Origin of the sequence: Mesorhizobium sp. IMUNJ 23232 (assembly GCF_044326205.1) — a bacterium.
Taxonomy (GTDB): Bacteria; Pseudomonadota; Alphaproteobacteria; order Rhizobiales; family Rhizobiaceae; genus Kumtagia.
This window is the reverse complement of record NZ_JBIRCY010000001.1, coordinates 72,343-87,225: the sequence shown is the minus strand read 5'-3', so window position 1 is coordinate 87,225 and position 14,883 is coordinate 72,343. Positions and strand designations below refer to the sequence as shown.

Annotated in this window: 15 protein-coding genes; all 15 read right to left on the bottom strand. The window is 63.1% G+C overall.

All coding sequences use genetic code 11. The features are described 5' to 3' along the window. Nucleotides 1–124 precede the first annotated feature (124 nt). Nucleotides 125–487 carry a type II toxin-antitoxin system PemK/MazF family toxin gene (locus tag ACH196_RS00465; RefSeq protein ID WP_396643981.1) on the bottom strand — a complete coding sequence of 121 codons (363 nt, stop codon included), beginning with the start codon at nucleotides 485–487 and terminating at the stop codon, nucleotides 125–127. After that, a complete protein-coding gene (locus ACH196_RS00460) occupies nucleotides 487–753 on the bottom strand; it encodes an AbrB/MazE/SpoVT family DNA-binding domain-containing protein (RefSeq protein ID WP_396643980.1) in 267 nt (88 codons plus the stop codon). Before ACH196_RS00460 ends, ACH196_RS00465 begins: the two co-directional genes overlap by 1 nt. A gap of 70 nt (nucleotides 754–823) precedes the next feature. Beyond that, nucleotides 824–2,878 carry a bifunctional aldolase/short-chain dehydrogenase gene (locus ACH196_RS00455; RefSeq protein ID WP_396643978.1) on the bottom strand — a complete coding sequence of 685 codons (2,055 nt, stop codon included), beginning with the start codon at nucleotides 2,876–2,878 and terminating at the stop codon, nucleotides 824–826. A 77-nt stretch (nucleotides 2,879–2,955) separates the two neighbouring features. Further along, complete coding sequence (locus ACH196_RS00450; RefSeq protein WP_396643976.1) at nucleotides 2,956–3,915, bottom strand: sugar-binding transcriptional regulator; 960 nt, start codon at nucleotides 3,913–3,915, stop codon at nucleotides 2,956–2,958. A gap of 70 nt (nucleotides 3,916–3,985) precedes the next feature. Next, entirely contained in the window at nucleotides 3,986–4,423 is a 438-nt protein-coding gene (locus ACH196_RS00445) for an acyl-CoA thioesterase (RefSeq protein ID WP_396643974.1), read from the bottom strand. A 26-nt stretch (nucleotides 4,424–4,449) separates the two neighbouring features. Next, the gene (locus ACH196_RS00440; protein WP_396643972.1) at nucleotides 4,450–5,772 is read right to left on the bottom strand and encodes a UDP-glucose dehydrogenase family protein; all 1,323 of its coding nucleotides are present in this window, start codon (nucleotides 5,770–5,772) and stop codon (nucleotides 4,450–4,452) included. A 202-nt stretch (nucleotides 5,773–5,974) separates the two neighbouring features. Then, nucleotides 5,975–7,216 (bottom strand): MFS transporter, encoded by a 1,242-nt coding sequence (locus tag ACH196_RS00435; protein WP_396643970.1) that lies wholly within the window; start codon nucleotides 7,214–7,216, stop codon nucleotides 5,975–5,977. 148 nt (nucleotides 7,217–7,364) lie between these two features. Further along, entirely contained in the window at nucleotides 7,365–7,970 is a 606-nt protein-coding gene (locus tag ACH196_RS00430) for a hypothetical protein (protein WP_396643968.1), read from the bottom strand. A 92-nt stretch (nucleotides 7,971–8,062) separates the two neighbouring features. After that, nucleotides 8,063–8,281 (bottom strand): hypothetical protein, encoded by a 219-nt coding sequence (locus ACH196_RS00425; protein ID WP_396643966.1) that lies wholly within the window; start codon nucleotides 8,279–8,281, stop codon nucleotides 8,063–8,065. Between the two features lie 146 nt (nucleotides 8,282–8,427). Then, the gene (gene phoB / locus ACH196_RS00420; RefSeq protein ID WP_396643964.1) at nucleotides 8,428–9,117 is read right to left on the bottom strand and encodes a phosphate regulon transcriptional regulator PhoB; all 690 of its coding nucleotides are present in this window, start codon (nucleotides 9,115–9,117) and stop codon (nucleotides 8,428–8,430) included. A gap of 16 nt (nucleotides 9,118–9,133) precedes the next feature. Then, the gene (gene phoU, locus ACH196_RS00415; RefSeq protein ID WP_396643962.1) at nucleotides 9,134–9,841 is read right to left on the bottom strand and encodes a phosphate signaling complex protein PhoU; all 708 of its coding nucleotides are present in this window, start codon (nucleotides 9,839–9,841) and stop codon (nucleotides 9,134–9,136) included. Nucleotides 9,842–9,862: 21 nt separating this feature from the next. Then, nucleotides 9,863–10,678, bottom strand: a complete 816-nt coding sequence (gene pstB / locus ACH196_RS00410) for a phosphate ABC transporter ATP-binding protein PstB (protein WP_396643960.1) — start codon at nucleotides 10,676–10,678, stop codon at nucleotides 9,863–9,865. A 13-nt stretch (nucleotides 10,679–10,691) separates the two neighbouring features. After that, nucleotides 10,692–12,305: a phosphate ABC transporter permease PstA gene (pstA, locus tag ACH196_RS00405; protein ID WP_396643958.1), complete on the bottom strand. Its 1,614-nt coding sequence runs from the start codon at nucleotides 12,303–12,305 to the stop codon at nucleotides 10,692–10,694. Beyond that, the gene (pstC, locus tag ACH196_RS00400; protein WP_396643956.1) at nucleotides 12,298–13,686 is read right to left on the bottom strand and encodes a phosphate ABC transporter permease subunit PstC; all 1,389 of its coding nucleotides are present in this window, start codon (nucleotides 13,684–13,686) and stop codon (nucleotides 12,298–12,300) included. Before pstC ends, pstA begins: the two co-directional genes overlap by 8 nt. Before the next feature lie 124 nt (nucleotides 13,687–13,810). Next, nucleotides 13,811–14,815 (bottom strand): PstS family phosphate ABC transporter substrate-binding protein, encoded by a 1,005-nt coding sequence (locus ACH196_RS00395; RefSeq protein ID WP_396643954.1) that lies wholly within the window; start codon nucleotides 14,813–14,815, stop codon nucleotides 13,811–13,813. Nucleotides 14,816–14,883 lie beyond the last annotated feature (68 nt).

The window sequence follows — 14,883 nt, the reverse complement described above, 5'->3', positions numbered from 1 at the left end:
GACAGCATTCCGCCGCAAACTAGAAATGCCTTTGGCAATTGTCAATTGAGGTGACAATTGCTGCAAACTCGCTCTTCGGCATTCCAATCCGCGACGCCATGCCGACGCTTGAGCAGAAAAGCGGCTATTCTTCCGGATCGATCGCACTGACCACGCGCGCGACAATCTCGGTGGTTGTCGCGTCATCCAACGTTTCCACATAACGTGCTGTGCCGGCTCGCACACGGGCCTCGATATCGAAGCTCCGGACCTGATTGCATACCGCCACGCCGGTCGTTTCGTGTCCGATGACCGGCACCGCTAGACCGACATTTCGGGAATACATGCCTCCAGTGGTGATCGGCACCGTCATGCTGACACCGAGCGCATTGATCTCGCGAGGTGTAATAACAACGAAGCGATGCCGATCCTTCATCTCCCGGCCTGAAATCGGATTCGGATCGATCCAGAAGACGTCGCCCCGGCGCGGTACGCTGCTTCGCACCATCAAGAGATTTCGCGCCCAACCGACTCGCCTTCGCGCGCCCATTCGGTTTCAGCATTCAATTCGGTCAAAACCTCGGAACCCTCAAGCAGTTCATCCAGGGAATACCGCTTGCGAGAATGCCTCACAGGCCGAGCGATCAGTTCTCCCTCGGATACGGTGAGGGAAACCTGAGAACCAACGTCAAGGTCCATCAGCTTGAGGAGCGCCGGCGGGATGGTGATCACAGCCGCGCCACCCTGGCGACGGATTTTCGATGTAACCGACATTATAAGTCTCCGCTGGAAGTGCTACAAATATAGCACTTCCAGCGGCAAAACGAAACTGCCTTCGCAAACTCTATCGCAGCGTCGCCGCGATGTTGCCGCCGTCGACGGTGGTCACGTCGGCGGTGGTGCGCTCGGCCAGCGCGTGGTGCAGGAACGCTTGCGCCACGTCCTGCGCGGTGACCTCCTGGCCGAGCAGATTGCCGGACATATAGTCCTTCTCCGACAGGCCGCGCGCCTTGGAGCGGCTGGCGATCATGTCGGCGGTCAGGATGCCGGAGCGGATGCGGTCGGCGTTGACCGCGTTGGAGCGCACGCCGATGGGGCCGTATTCCAGCGCATACTGGCGCGACAGGAACAGCGTCGCCGCCTTGGGCAGGCCGTAGGCGCCGAATTTTGCGCCCGGATTGATCGCCTGCTTACTGGTGTTGAATAGCAGCACGCCACCCGTGCCCTGCTGCTTGAAGATGCGCACGGCGTTTTTCGCCGCGTTCTGATGAGCGAAGAAGTTCAGCTCGAAACTTTTCCGCAGCAGCGCGTCGTCCAGATCGCCGATCACCCCTTCCCAGGCCGCACCGGCGTTCGACACCAATATATCGAGGCCGCCATAAACCTCGACCGCCCGGTCGAACGCTGCACGCAGCGCCACGGGATTGGTGATGTCGCAGCCGACGCCGATCGACTGGTTGCCCGCCTTCTTGGCCGCCTCGGCGGCGCGCTCGGCATCGAGATCGACCACTACCGCGTGCGCGCCATAGTCGGCGAAGAGTTTTGCCGTCGCCGCGCCGATCGCGCCGGCCCCGCCGGTGACCAGCACCACCTGCCCGGTCAGCGGCTTAGGCTTGTTGGCGGCAAGTTTCGCCTGCTCCAGAGACCAGTATTCCAGCTCGAAAAGGTCGGAATGGGCTAGCGGCTGGAAGGTGCCGATGGCTTCCGCGCCCTTCACCGCCTCGATCCACATCTCGCCGACGTCGGAGGCGATCTTCGCGTCCTTCAGCGTGCGGCCATGACCGAACATGCCGAGCCCCGGCACCAGCGTCAGGCGCGGCATCGGATCGAGCATCGTGCGCTTCACGTCGTCGCGCGCGTCGTTGCTGGTGAAGTAATCTTCATAGAGATGGGCGAACGCTGCGACCCGCTCACGCACCGCGGCCTCATAACCTTTCAGGTCGGCGGCGTCCGGAGCCGGCAGCACCATCGGCCCGGTCTTGATGCGGATCGACAGGTCGGGAGTCGACACGCCAGTCTTCGCCAGCGCCTCCAGCCGCGGCCCCCGCAGGAAGTCGAGGATCGCCGGCGAGGTACGGAAATCGCTGATCATCCGGTCGAAGCGGCCTTCACCCTTCGACACCGCGACCGCGCCGCGCAGCATCGGCGCGATGTCGGAGGCTTTCGCCAGGCTGGCCGGCATCGCGGCGGGCGCGCCCGCCGGCTTGCCCTCCTTCGCCACATACTCCTCGGCGCGGGTGACCGCATCGATCATCCGGTCGTAGGCCTCCTGCGCTGTATCGCCGAAGGTAAAAATACCGTGCTTGTCGAGGATCAGGCCGATCACCGATGTGTCCTGCTCAAAAACCTCGGCCGCTGCCTTGGCGAGATCGAAGCCGGGCTTGATGTAGGGCACGAACCCGAACGTCTTGCCGAACACTTTTTCGCAGATCGGCTGGCTGTCCGCCTGGTCGATCAGAGACAGGATGGCGGTCGAGTGGGTGTGGTCGACGAATTTATGCGGCAGGAAGGCGTGCAGCAGCGTCTCCACTGAGGGATTCGGGCCGTTCGGGTCGATCAGATTGGCGCGCTGCAGCGCCACCATGTCCTCGTCCGAAAGTTTTTCGAGCTTGCGCGCCTTGAGCAGCGGCTTCAGCTTAACCGCCGGCAGGCCCTGTGGCTCGATCACACCCATGTCCCAGCCGCTGCCCTTGACGCAGAGCACGTCCCATTCGTCGCCGACGAGGTCGGTCATCACCTCCTTGACCGACGTGTTGCCGCCGCCATGCAGCACCAGCCGCGGGTCGCCGCCGAGCAGGCGGGTCGTGTAGACGCGCAGCGCCAATTCGCGCCCGACGCCCTTTTTCGCATAGGCCTCGACCAGTCTTTCAGCCTCGGCGTCATTCCACAAATTCTTCATCGTCTTCGTCCCGGTATCGGTTGGCGGTTGAGGTCACGCGGCGTTTTGGATGAGCGGCCGGTCATGACCGTTGATGATCAGGTCTCGCGCCCGGCGCGCGCGAAATCGAGAAGCCGCCGCGCCATGCCCGCGCCGACGACGAGATGGGTGCATAGTTTTCCGGCGAGAGCGGCCTTCAGCGGCTCGAACTTGCTGTCTTCCTGCACCACCACCAGCCGCTTCGGAATGGCGCGCAGCGACTCGATGTCGGCGGAGATCAGGCGGCGGTTGTAGGCGCAATCGAGCGACGTCCCCCGGCGGTCGATGACCCGCCCAGCAATGACGCCGGCCGCTCCGGCCGCATGCAACTCGCCGAGTTCGTCGAGATCGACCGCGCCGCATTTGACGATATGGCTGTCGGCGCCAACGGTGCCGATCGAAAACAGCGCCAGGTCGCAGGTGCGGATTCCGTCGAGCTGCTCGCGGATGACGGGTTCGGCGCGCAGCATCGACGCCAGCTCTTCCGTGCTCAGCACAAGCGGCGCATATAAATTCAGGCCCTTGGCGTTAAGTCGCCGCGCGATCTCCATCGTGCATTCGTCGGGCCGGTAGGAGTAGGGCGCACCGAGATTGCCGCAGAGCTGCACCACGGTCACGCCCTGAAGATCGGCATGGGCCATCTGGTCGGCGATGGTGTAGACGGTCCGCCCCCAGGCGACGCCGATGCGGGCGCCGCGCGTGATCAGGCCGAGAAAGACGTTTGCGGCGACCAGCGGTATGTCGGCGGTCGGATCGGACGAATGCGTGCTGTCCGGCACCACCCACACGGCGTCGAGCTTCAGTGCGTCCTCGAGCTCGCGTGCCAGCACGTCGTCGGCGAAAAGCTGGGTCGAGGTGGAGATGGTGACGATGCCGGTATCGCGCGCCTTGCGCAGATACATGGCGACCGACGCCCGCGAGATGTTGAGCTCGCGCGCCACCTCGTCCTGCCGCAGGCCGTGGGAATAGTAGAGCCACGCGGCCTTGTGTATGATCTGTTCCGCCGGACGGATGGGCATGTTTCCTCCGGCTTCGACAATAGTCACGGCTACTGACAAAAGTCAAACTGTCATAAATCGCCGGTTTGGATCAGGCGGAAATGGCCTCAAGCGCCGAGCGCAATTCGGGGGTGATAACTGTCGCCTTGCGTGTCGCGCGATCGACGAAGACATGCACGAAGAACCCCTCGGCGGCCACGACATCCTCGTCGTTTCGGAACAGGCCGATCTCGTAGCGCACGGATGACGTTCCGAGTTTTGTCACTCTGATTCCCGCTGCGACTACGTCCGGAAAAGCAAGCTCCGAAAAATAACGGCAGCCGGTTTCGACGACGAAAAACACGGTCTCGCCGCCGTGGAAATCGATCAGCCGATTCTCGACCAGCCAACCGTTCACCGCCGTGTCGAACAGCGAATAGTGGACCACATTGTTCATGTGGCCGTAGACGTCGTTGTCCATCCAGCGCGTCTGGATGGTCCGGAACATCCGGTAGTCCGCCCGTGCCGACGGCCTGCTCCGTTCGCTCATCGCAGTTCCTCGCTCCAAACCGTCGCTCACGCCGCCCGCTTGGCCCTCGGCCGGCCGACGCTGGTATAGGCAAAACCGTATTTCTCCACCTCGTCCTGCTTGTAGATGTTGCGCAGGTCCACCAGCACCGGTGCTTTCATCGTCTTGCCGATCCGCTCGAGATCGAGCGCCCGGAACGCGTCCCACTCGGTGACGATGACCAGCGCGTCCGCGCCTTCGGCGATCTCGTAGGGCGATTTTCCGAAATCGACATTGTCGAGCAGGGTTTTTGCCCCTTCCATGCCCTCCGGATCATAGGCGCGCACGCGGGCGCCGCCGTCCTGCAGCGCCTGGATCAAAGCCAGCGACGGCGCCTCGCGCATGTCGTCGGTGTTCGGCTTGAAGGTTAGCCCGAGCACCGCGACCGTCTTGCCACGCACCTCGCCGCCGCAGGCCGCCGTCACTTTGCGGGCCATCGCCCGCTTGCGCGAATCGTTGATGGCGACGGTCGCCTCGACAAGGCGCACCGGGCTGGCGGCATCCTGCGCCGCCTTGGCCAGCGCCATCGTATCCTTGGGAAAACACGAGCCGCCATAACCCGGCCCGGCATGCAGGAATTTCGAGCCGATGCGCTGGTCGAGCCCGATGCCACGCGCCACGTCCTGCACATCGGCGTCGAGCGCCTCGCAGAGGTCGGCCATCTCGTTGATGAAGGTGATCTTCATCGCCAGATAGGCATTGGCGGCGTATTTGATCAGTTCGGCGGAGCGGCGCGACGTGTACATGATCGGCGCGGCGTTGAGGTAGAGCGGCCGGTAGACCTCCGCCATGCAGGCCCGCGCCCGCTCGTCGTCCATGCCGATGACGATGCGGTCGGGCCGCTTGAAGTCAGAGATCGCCGCGCCTTCGCGCAGGAATTCTGGATTGGACACGACCGCGAAATCGGCACCCGGATTTGTCTCGCGAATGATGCGTTCCACCTCATCGCCGGTGCCGACCGGGACGGTCGACTTGGTGACGATGACGGTGAAGCCGCGCAGCGCGCCGGCGATCTGCCTCGCGGCGGCATAGACGTGGCTGAGGTCCGCATGGCCGTCACCGCGACGCGACGGCGTGCCGACCGCCATGAACACCACCTCGGCATCGGCGATGGTTTTGTTGAGATCGGTATCGAAGCTCAGCCGCCCTGCCCTGAGATTGGCCGAGACCAGGTCGCCGAGGCCCGGCTCGTAGATCGGGATTTTTCCACCGCGCAAGGCGTCGATCTTGGCCGCGTCGCTGTCGATGCAGACGACCTGGTGTCCGAAATCGGCGAAACAGGCCGCCGAGACCAGCCCGACATAGCCGGCGCCAACCATCAATACGCGCATAGTCTACCTTCTCTTGGATGAGGGCGCATTTCCCCGGAAACGCGCCCACGCGGGTCCTTTTGCGGCGGCATCCCTACGCCGGATCGACGCACCGGCCAACAGAAACATTTGCCGCGTAATTTCCCACGCAAATGCGACAGGGGGATAAACGTCCGGCCGGCCTGGTTTTGAAGGCAACGGCGAGCGCAGGGAGCTTACAGCCTCATTCCCGCCCCGCAAGGCTGCGGATGTTGCGCAGTTTCGGGAACAGCCACGCCCACAGCCCCGCGACTGCAATGGCGCCTACGCCGCCGAAAACAACAGCGGGAACCGTGCCGATGTAGGAAGCCATGTTTCCGGCGCGGAATTCGCCGAGTTCGTTGGACGCTCCGACGAAGACCATATTGACCGCGTTCACGCGACCGCGCACCTCATCCGGCGTCCACAACTGAATCAGCGTCTCGCGCACATAGACGCTGACCATGTCGGTAGCGCCGAGCATGGCGAGCGCGAAGATCGATACCCAGGTGATCGTCGAGACGCCGAATACGATGGTGAAGGCACCGAACAGCCCGACAAACACGAGCATGATGATGCCCGCACGGTCGCGCAGCGGATGGCCGGCAAGCCAGACGGCAACCAGCAGGGCGCCGATGCCCGGCGCAGCGCGCAGCATGCCGAGTCCCCACGGCCCAAGATCGAGAATATCTCGTGCATAGACCGGCAGCAGGGCGACCGCACCGGAAAGCAGCACCGCAAAGAGGTCGAGCGATATGGCGCCCAGCACGACCTTTTCGCTCCAGATGTAGCGGAACCCGGCGAACAGAGTATCCAGCGACGGGCGTTCCGCACCGGCCTGCCGGGCCGGCTTGGGAATGACGAAAATCAATATCGCGCTGGCCACCATCAGCAGCGTGGCCAAACCGTAGGCTACCTCGGCCGAAATGCCGTAGAGCAGGCCGCCGGCAACCGGCCCGACGATCGTCGCAGTCTGCCAGGCGGACGAATTCCATGCGACGGCATTGGCGAAATCCTCGGGCGGTACCAGATTGGCGACCAGCGAAGCGGCGGCCGGGCCGAAGAAGGCGCGCGCAACGCCGAACATGGCTAGCACCGCGAAAACAGGCATGACGCTGTTCAATCCACGGAGCGTAAGCAAAAGCAGCGCCAGCGCGCATGCCGCCTCAAGCATTGCCGCCAGTCCCATGACAAAACGGCGCCCGAACCGGTCAGCAATAGCGCCGGTGACAAGCACGAGCAGCAGCGATGGGATGAACTGAACGATGCCGACAAGCCCGAGATCATAAGGATCTCTCGTCAGGTCGTAGACCTGCCAGCTTACAGCCACGGAAACGATCTGGGTCGAGAACGTCGCCAGGAAACGTGCCGACCAGAAGGCGAGGAACGGGCGGTGCCGGAAGGCAGCATAGCGCTGGCTTGCGGCTGTCGCGGTTTGAGAAGACATCGGGCTCGGTATGCGAGTGAAGGAACCGCGCTGTCCTTAGCGCGGTTCGCGGCCGTTATCGCCCCTAATTCGCGGCTGGACCAAGAAGAAGGCGGGCTCCCTCCGAGATTGGCGGATCGGCGGTGCGTCCTTCGAAGCCCGCCATGTCTTACCCCTCGGCCTTGAACGTTTCCGCTTCCTTGCGGATCTTTTCCCAATCGTTGCCGTGGCGCTTCAGAAGTTCGCGCGCCTGGCGTGGCGAGAGGTCGGTCGTTTCCGCCAGATGCTTAACCTCGAGTTCCTGGCCTGCCGCCAACTGGCCTTCTTGCTTCGCTGTCTTCGCCATCGGGTCTTCCTCCGTTGGCTGGTTCAACGCGCGGGTGGCAGAAAAGTCGCACGGCAATCTTTGCCAGGTCAAGAAGGGAGTCCCAAGCGCCGGACGATCATCCCGGAACTTCTTCTCGCACATGCGAGTTTCCGCTGGAGCGAATGGAGATTTTTCGATGATCAAATGGCTTGTCCGGCTCGGTCTGGCGGTGGTGGCGACACGGCTCGCCGCAAAATACATGGCGCCCGACGCTGAAGCCGAACCCGTTCCGGCAGATGCATCTTCAGGAAAGCCAAAAAGACGGAGGACAATGAAATGACCCGCTTCGGTTTGGCCGCCGCCGCGCTGGCCGGATATGTGGCCTATCGAATTGGCCGCCGGCTGGTCGAGGAAAACAGCAGCGAAGACAAGGCTGTCGCAAGGGCTACACGACGCCGGAAGGTCCATCGCGCTCCGCCGCCGCATATCGGCGTCGATGTCAGCGCCAAGACACCTGGCCAGAGCCGGCCACATTGATCTCGCTGAGACCGCCGAGGCGGTTAGTGTTCCGTCAGCGCTTCGTTGAGCAGGTCGAGGTCGACGTAGAAATACCGCACCAGGCAGCGCTGGACCTCTTCGGCGTCGAAGCCGTGACTTCTTAGATACGAAACCGATTCCTGGATGGCGCGCCGGTCGACGAGTTTTGTCTTGCGGTCGTCCTGGGCATCCATGAGGGCGTCCATCTCGGCGATGTTCCGATTCTTGGACAGGATTTGCATATGGTTTCCCGCAGGCTTCATGCCTGCCAAAGTATCGAATTAAGGATAACAAAACGCTAATGCCGGCCGGGAGCGCGCCGCGCACTGTCGGGGAAGAAGATTGCGCGAGAATGACGCCCGCCGCGAAACCGCGACGGGATGGGCAATCATTCTTCGCTTATGGAGTAGCCGGCGCCGCGCACGGTGCGGATGACGTCAGGCAGGCGGCCGGTGTTCACCGCCTTGCGCAGCCGTCCGACATGCACGTCGACGGTGCGCTCGTCGATGTAGATCGTCTCGCCCCAGACATTGTCGAGCAGTTGCCCGCGCGAGAATACCCGGCCGGGATGCCGCATCATGAATTCCAGCAGCCGGAACTCGGTCGGCCCAAGCCTGATCTCGCTCTTCTTGCGGTAGACCCGGTGCGATTCGCGGTCGAGCACGATGTCGCCGACCTTCAGCACCGAGGACAGCACCTCCGGCTTGGCGCGCCGCAGCAGCGCTTTCACCCGCGCCACGAATTCCGGCGTCGAGAACGGTTTTACCAGATAGTCGTCGGCGCCGGTGGCCAGCCCGCGCACCCGGTCGCTCTCCTCGCCGCGCGCCGTCAGCATGATGATAGGCAGCCGCTCGGTCTCCGGCCGCATCCTGAGCCGCCGACAGAGCTCGATGCCGGAGACGGCCGGCAGCATCCAGTCGAGCACCAGCAGGTCCGGCACGTTTTCCTGGAGCCGTATCTCAGCCTCGTCGCCGCGCATGACGACCTCGACCTGATAACCTTCCGATTCCAGATTGTAGCGGAGGAGGACGCCGAGCGGTTCTTCGTCCTCGACCACCATGACCTTCGGAGCGATCATCGCACCTCGCTTGAAATTATTCGGCGAGGACGGTCGTCGCCGTCTCGTCGAGTTTCGGGCGGTTCGCCGGAAGCTGCGAGCCGGTCAGCACATAATAGGCGTTTTCCGCAATGTTGGTCACGTGGTCGCCGATGCGCTCCAGATTCTTGGCGCAGAACAGCAGATGCGTGCAGGTGGTGATGTTGCGCGGGTCTTCCATCATGTAGGTCAGCAATTCGCGGAACACCGAAGTGTATTTGAGGTCGATCTTCTCGTCTTCGGCGCGCAGCCTGTCGAGTTCGTCCGGCTTGCGTCCGGTATAGGCGGCAATCACACCGCTGATCTGGGCGAGCACCAGCGTCGCCATGTCGTCGATGCCGTGCGACAGACCGCGCGGCGTGGCGCCCTCGCCGATCGCGCCAACGCGCTTGGCTACATTCTTGGCGAGATCGCCGATGCGCTCGAGGTCGCCGGCCATGCGGATGGCGCCCAACACGGCGCGCAAATCCTGCGCCATCGGCTGGCGCTTGGCGATCAAGGTGATAGCCCGGTCATCCAGCTCGCGCTGCTTGGCGTCCATGACGGTGTCTTCGGAAATGATCCGCTGCGCCGCTGCCGTGTCGGTGTGCAGCAGCGCCCGGATCGAATCGCCGACCATCGAGCTCGACAGATCGGCCATGTCGCGGATCAACTGGTCGATCTGTTCCAGATCCTCGTCGAACGAGGCAACGGTATGTTCGCGCATTCTCGTGTTCCTTGAGCCGGATCAGCCGAAGCGGCCGGTAATATAGTCCTGCGTGCGCTTGTCGTCGGGGTTGGTGAACATCTTGTCCGTCGCCCCTTCCTCGACCAGGTAGCCCAGATGGAACATGGCGGTGCGTTGCGACACGCGCGCCGCCTGCTGCATCGAGTGCGTCACGATGACGATCGTGTAGTTGGCGCGCAATTCGTCGATCAGCTCCTCCACCTTGGCGGTGGCGATCGGGTCGAGCGCCGAGCAGGGTTCGTCCATCAGGATGACTTCCGGCGACACGGCGATGGCGCGGGCGATGCAGAGGCGCTGCTGCTGGCCGCCGGAAAGCCCGGTGCCGGGCTCGTGCAGACGATCCTTGACCTCATTCCAGATCGCCGCCTTCTGCAGACTGGATTCAACGATGCCGTCGAGATCGGCCTTGCTCTTGCTGAGGCCGTGGATCTTCGGGCCGTAGGCGACATTCTCGTAGATCGACTTCGGGAACGGGTTGGGTTTCTGGAACACCATGCCGACGCGGGCGCGCAATTCGACCACGTCGATCCTCGGGTCGTAGATGTTCTCGCCATCGAGGGTGATGTTGCCGCCGACGCGGCAGATCGGGATCGTGTCGTTCATGCGATTGAGGCAGCGCAGGAAGGTCGACTTGCCGCACCCCGACGGGCCGATCAGCGCCGTCACCTGGTTTTCGCGCACGTCGAGATTGACGTCGAACAGCGCCTGCTTCTGGCCGTAATGAACGGTGACCTTCTCGCCCTTTACCTTGATCGCCGGACCGACCGACTGGTCCCGAAGCTTCTGCTCGACCTTGGCTTCCGTCATGATGTTCATGTCCCTCTACCCCTTACCAGCGGCGCTCGAAGCGCTTGCGCAGGATGACAGCTATGGCGTTCATCACGATCAGGAACGCCAGCAAGATGAGAATCGCGGCGGATGTCTTCTGCTGGAACCCGGGCTCCGGAAAATCCGCCCACATAAATATCTGCACAGGCAGAATCGTCGCCGGGTCGGTGAATCCGCCGGGTATGTCGACGATGAAGGCAACCATGCCGATCATCAGCAGCGGCGCCGTCTCGCCGAGCGCATGCGCCATGCCAAGGATCGTGCCGGTCATGATGCCCGGCATCGCCAGCGGCAGCACATGATGGAACACAGTCTGAACCTTCGACGCGCCGATGCCCAGCGCCGCTTCGCGGATCGACGGCGGCACCGCTCGGATGGAGGCGCGCGACGCGATGATGATGATCGGCAGCGTCATCAGCGCCAGCACCATGCCGCCGACAAGCGGCGCCGAGCGCGGCAGGCCGAAGAAATTCAGGAACACGGCAAGTCCGAGCAGGCCGTAGACGATCGAGGGAACGGCGGCGAGATTGTTGATGTTGACCTCGATGAGGGTCGTCCACCGGTTCTTCGGCGCGAATTCCTCCAGATAGATCGCGGCGGCGACGCCGATCGGGAAAGCGATCGCCAGCGTCACGACCATGGTGAGAAACGAACCGACGATAGCGCCCCAAACGCCGGCAAGCTCGGGTTCGCGGCTGGCGCCGGAAAAAAAGAAGATCGAGTTGAACCGGCTCTCGACGAGGTTCTGCGCCTTGAGGGCATCGAGCCACACGATCTCCTTGTCGGAAATCTTGCGCGAGCTTTCCGGCATGTCGATAATCCGCAGAGAGGCGGTGCCGTTCGCCGCGGGTGCGGTGCCCGACAGCTTTTTAAGAACCAGGCCTTTCGCAGCCACTCCGCCATCGGCGCCCTTCGCGAGTTGCGTGAGCTTGACCGTTCCACCGTTCATCTCGACGAGAAGCGAGGAAGCGCCGCTGGTTAGCTGCAGCACGCCGCCCTCGCCTTCCGTAGCGCCGGCGCCGCGGGCGATCGCCAGTATCGCATCGCTTGAGAAGGTCACGTCGACGTCGCCGCTGTCGGCCGAGGCGGTCACCTCGCCTGTCAACGCCGACACGCTGCCGGCGTCGGCAAGAAGACCCTTGAAATAGAGGTCGGCGAAATCGTCCACAGGAACGGCGTAGTCGACCGTCTTGCCGAGCATGGACGGGTCCTTGGCGATGTCTTGCCGCAGCAGCAGACCGGCGCCCGTAGAGACGAGGCCGCGCACCAGCCGCCGGTCCTGGCGGCTGCTCGCATCGGGAACCTTCGCCGCCAGGGCGTCTTGAACGATGGCATCGTAGTTGACCGTATCGAGCTTGGCCGGATCCACCTTGGCGGCCGAAAGATCAAGCGGCAGCGTCAGATAGTTCATGCGCAGCGCCGGGATCGCCTCAGTGACGATCGTCGACAGCAACAGAATGAGAAAAAGGGCGGCGAGCCCTACCGCTCCGGCGCCCAGCCATTTGAAGCGCAACTCGGCCGCATAACGCTTCTTGAGGCGCGCCTTGGCCGTGTCGTCTGTATGGATGCTCGTCGGACGGGTTGCGATGCCGGGAAAGGCGGTGGTGTCAGTCATATTGCTCTCGATACTTCTGGACGACGCGCAACGCGACGATGTTGAGGGCAAGCGTGATGCAGAACAGGACCAGTCCGAGCGCGAAGGCAGCCAACGTCTTGGCGCTGTCGAACTCCTGATCCCCCACGAGGAGCGTGACGATCTGAACGGTCACCGTCGTTACCGCTTCGAGCGGATTGAGCGTCAGGTTGGCCGCCAGGCCCGCCGCCATGACCACGATCATCGTCTCGCCGATGGCACGGCTGACCGCGAGCAGCATAGCCGACACGATGCCCGGGAGCGCGGCGGGGATGACCACTTTGCGGATCGTTTCCGACTTGGTCGCGCCAAGGCCGGCCGAGCCGTCGCGGAGCGATTGGGGCACGGCATTGATGACATCGTCGGACAGAGATGAAACGAAGGGGATGATCATGATTCCCATGACGATGCCCGCCGCCAGCGCGGACTCCGACGCCACGCTCAGTCCGACGCTTTCGCCGAGATTGCGGAAGAACGGGGCCACGGTGAGCGCGGCGAAGAAGCCATAGACGACGGTCGGGATGCCGGCGAGTATTTCGAGGACCGGCTTAGCGACCGCGCGCACCTGCTTTGAAGCGTAGTCGGAGAGATAGATAGCGGCCATCAACCCCACGGGGGCCGCGACCAGCATGGCAATCAACGTGATCAGCAAGGTGCCGACAAACAGCGGAACGATGCCGAAAATCTCGGTATTGACATCGCCCGCCTGAGCGCCCGCGCCGGTGAAGGCGCTTTGCGGGCTCCAATGCGTGCCGAACAGGAATTTGTAGAACGGTACCTGCTCAAAGAAGCGGAACGATTCGAAAATCAGCGACAGGACGATGCCGATCGTCGTCAGGATCGCGACAGCGGAACAGACGATCAGGAAAACACGGACGATACGCTCGACGACGTGGCGCGACCGATAGGCCGGCGCGATTCTGGAATAGGCCCAGAGGAATCCGGCCACGGCAAGCGCAGCCGCCACAACCAGGATGACCCAGCTACTCGTCGCGTGAGCGGATTTGAAAACCGCGGCCGCCGCTTCCTTCGTCGCGTCGGTGAAGCCGACGACCCCGCCGAAGGCAATCGCGCGGGCGTCGCGCAGGAAAGCCTCCACCTGCGGCACGCCCATGCCAGCAAGTTCCGCCGCGAAACGGTTTTCGACGACCGACGCTTCAATTCCCGGCGTTATGATGCCCCAGACGATGACGGCAAGAAGAGCAGGCCCGGCGGACACGAGCGCCAGGAACATACCGTGCTGGCCGGGCAGCGAATGGAGCTTGGCGACTTCACCGTCGACACAGGCAATCGCGCGGGAACGCCCGACAAAAAATACGACTATGAAAAGAGCGATGAGAGCAAGGACGAGGTAGCTGACCATTTTCAGGAACTCGAATCCGCCGTTTTCAAGGACGCACACCTTCCCGGATCAAACATCCGGCCTTCCGAGCACGGAACAGCCGGCCCGGGCAAGTCTCTCGCCCGGGCCGGCCATTTGAAGCCTATCAGGAACCCATGCCCTTGAGAGCCTTGGCGTCAGCGGCCGACTGGGCGCGCTGGTCGTCCGGCAGCGGGATCAGGCCCTTGTCGGCCAGATAGCCCTCGGGACCCCAGGCGGCGTCAGAAGTGTATTCGGCGATGAACTCTTCCATGCCGGGAATCGTGCCGACATGCTCTTTCTTGGCGTAGATGAAGAGCGAGCGCGACACGCCATATTTGCCCGACGCAATATTCTCGAAGGTCGGCTCGACGCCGTCAATCTTGTGACCCTGCAGCTTGTCGGCGTTCTGGTCGAGGAAGGAGAAGCCGAAGATGCCGAAGGCGGCCGGATTGGCTTCGAGCTTCTGTACGATCAGGTTGTCGTTCTCGCCGGCTTCGACGAAAGCGCCGTCCTCGCGGATTTCGCCGCAGGCCTTGGCGTTCGCGGCCTTGACCTCTTCCTGGCAGGCTTCGGTCATCACGAGTTCGACGAAGGCGTCGCGCGTGCCCGACGTGGGCGGCGGGCCAAGAACCTCGATCTTCGAATTCGGGAGCGACGCGTCGATGTCAGACCAGTTCTTGTACGGATTGGGCACGACCTTCCCGTCGACGGCGACGTTCTTGGCGAGAGCCTTGAATATCTCTTCCTTCGTCAGGTCCGCAACCGCACCGGCCTTGGAGTTGGAGAGCACGATGCCGTCGAAACCGACCTTGATCTCGACCGGGGTAACACCGGCGGCCTTGCAGGTCTCAAGCTCGCTGTCCTTGATGGCACGCGAGGCATTGGTGAAGTCGGGGGTGTTCTCGCCGACGCCGCCGCAGAACAGCTTGATGCCGCCGCCAGTGCCGGTGGATTCGACCACGGGGGTCTTGAACTTGCCGCCCTGGCCGAGCTTCTCGGCGACAGCGGTGGTGAACGGAAACACGGTGGACGATCCAACGATCTGGATCTGGTCGCGCGCGGCGGCATAGCCGGCCGAGGCGGCAAGCGCCAAGGCCGCAGCCGACGCTGTGAGGATAGCTTTTTTCATGGGGCCTGCTCCTGTCGGAAAATTTGGCTAGCACGCCTGTCATCGGCGTCACGCGGAGAGGCCTTAAC

Coding starts and splice junctions, on each gene's coding strand:
- ACH196_RS00440 (WP_396643972.1), bottom strand. CDS start 5,772: ATGCGCGTATTGATGGTTGGCGCCGGCTATGTCGGGCTGGTCTCGGCG.
- ACH196_RS00435 (WP_396643970.1), bottom strand. CDS start 7,216: ATGTCTTCTCAAACCGCGACAGCCGCAAGCCAGCGCTATGCTGCCTTC.
- pstB (WP_396643960.1), bottom strand. CDS start 10,678: ATGAACATCATGACGGAAGCCAAGGTCGAGCAGAAGCTTCGGGACCAG.
- phoB (WP_396643964.1), bottom strand. CDS start 9,117: ATGATCGCTCCGAAGGTCATGGTGGTCGAGGACGAAGAACCGCTCGGC.
- pstC (WP_396643956.1), bottom strand. CDS start 13,686: ATGGTCAGCTACCTCGTCCTTGCTCTCATCGCTCTTTTCATAGTCGTA.
- ACH196_RS00395 (WP_396643954.1), bottom strand. CDS start 14,815: ATGAAAAAAGCTATCCTCACAGCGTCGGCTGCGGCCTTGGCGCTTGCC.
- ACH196_RS00460 (WP_396643980.1), bottom strand. CDS start 753: ATGTCGGTTACATCGAAAATCCGTCGCCAGGGTGGCGCGGCTGTGATC.
- phoU (WP_396643962.1), bottom strand. CDS start 9,841: ATGCGCGAACATACCGTTGCCTCGTTCGACGAGGATCTGGAACAGATC.
- ACH196_RS00465 (WP_396643981.1), bottom strand. CDS start 487: ATGGTGCGAAGCAGCGTACCGCGCCGGGGCGACGTCTTCTGGATCGAT.
- ACH196_RS00455 (WP_396643978.1), bottom strand. CDS start 2,878: ATGAAGAATTTGTGGAATGACGCCGAGGCTGAAAGACTGGTCGAGGCC.
- pstA (WP_396643958.1), bottom strand. CDS start 12,305: ATGACTGACACCACCGCCTTTCCCGGCATCGCAACCCGTCCGACGAGC.
- ACH196_RS00445 (WP_396643974.1), bottom strand. CDS start 4,423: ATGAGCGAACGGAGCAGGCCGTCGGCACGGGCGGACTACCGGATGTTC.
- ACH196_RS00450 (WP_396643976.1), bottom strand. CDS start 3,915: ATGCCCATCCGTCCGGCGGAACAGATCATACACAAGGCCGCGTGGCTC.
- ACH196_RS00425 (WP_396643966.1), bottom strand. CDS start 8,281: ATGCAAATCCTGTCCAAGAATCGGAACATCGCCGAGATGGACGCCCTC.
- ACH196_RS00430 (WP_396643968.1), bottom strand. CDS start 7,970: ATGGACCTTCCGGCGTCGTGTAGCCCTTGCGACAGCCTTGTCTTCGCT.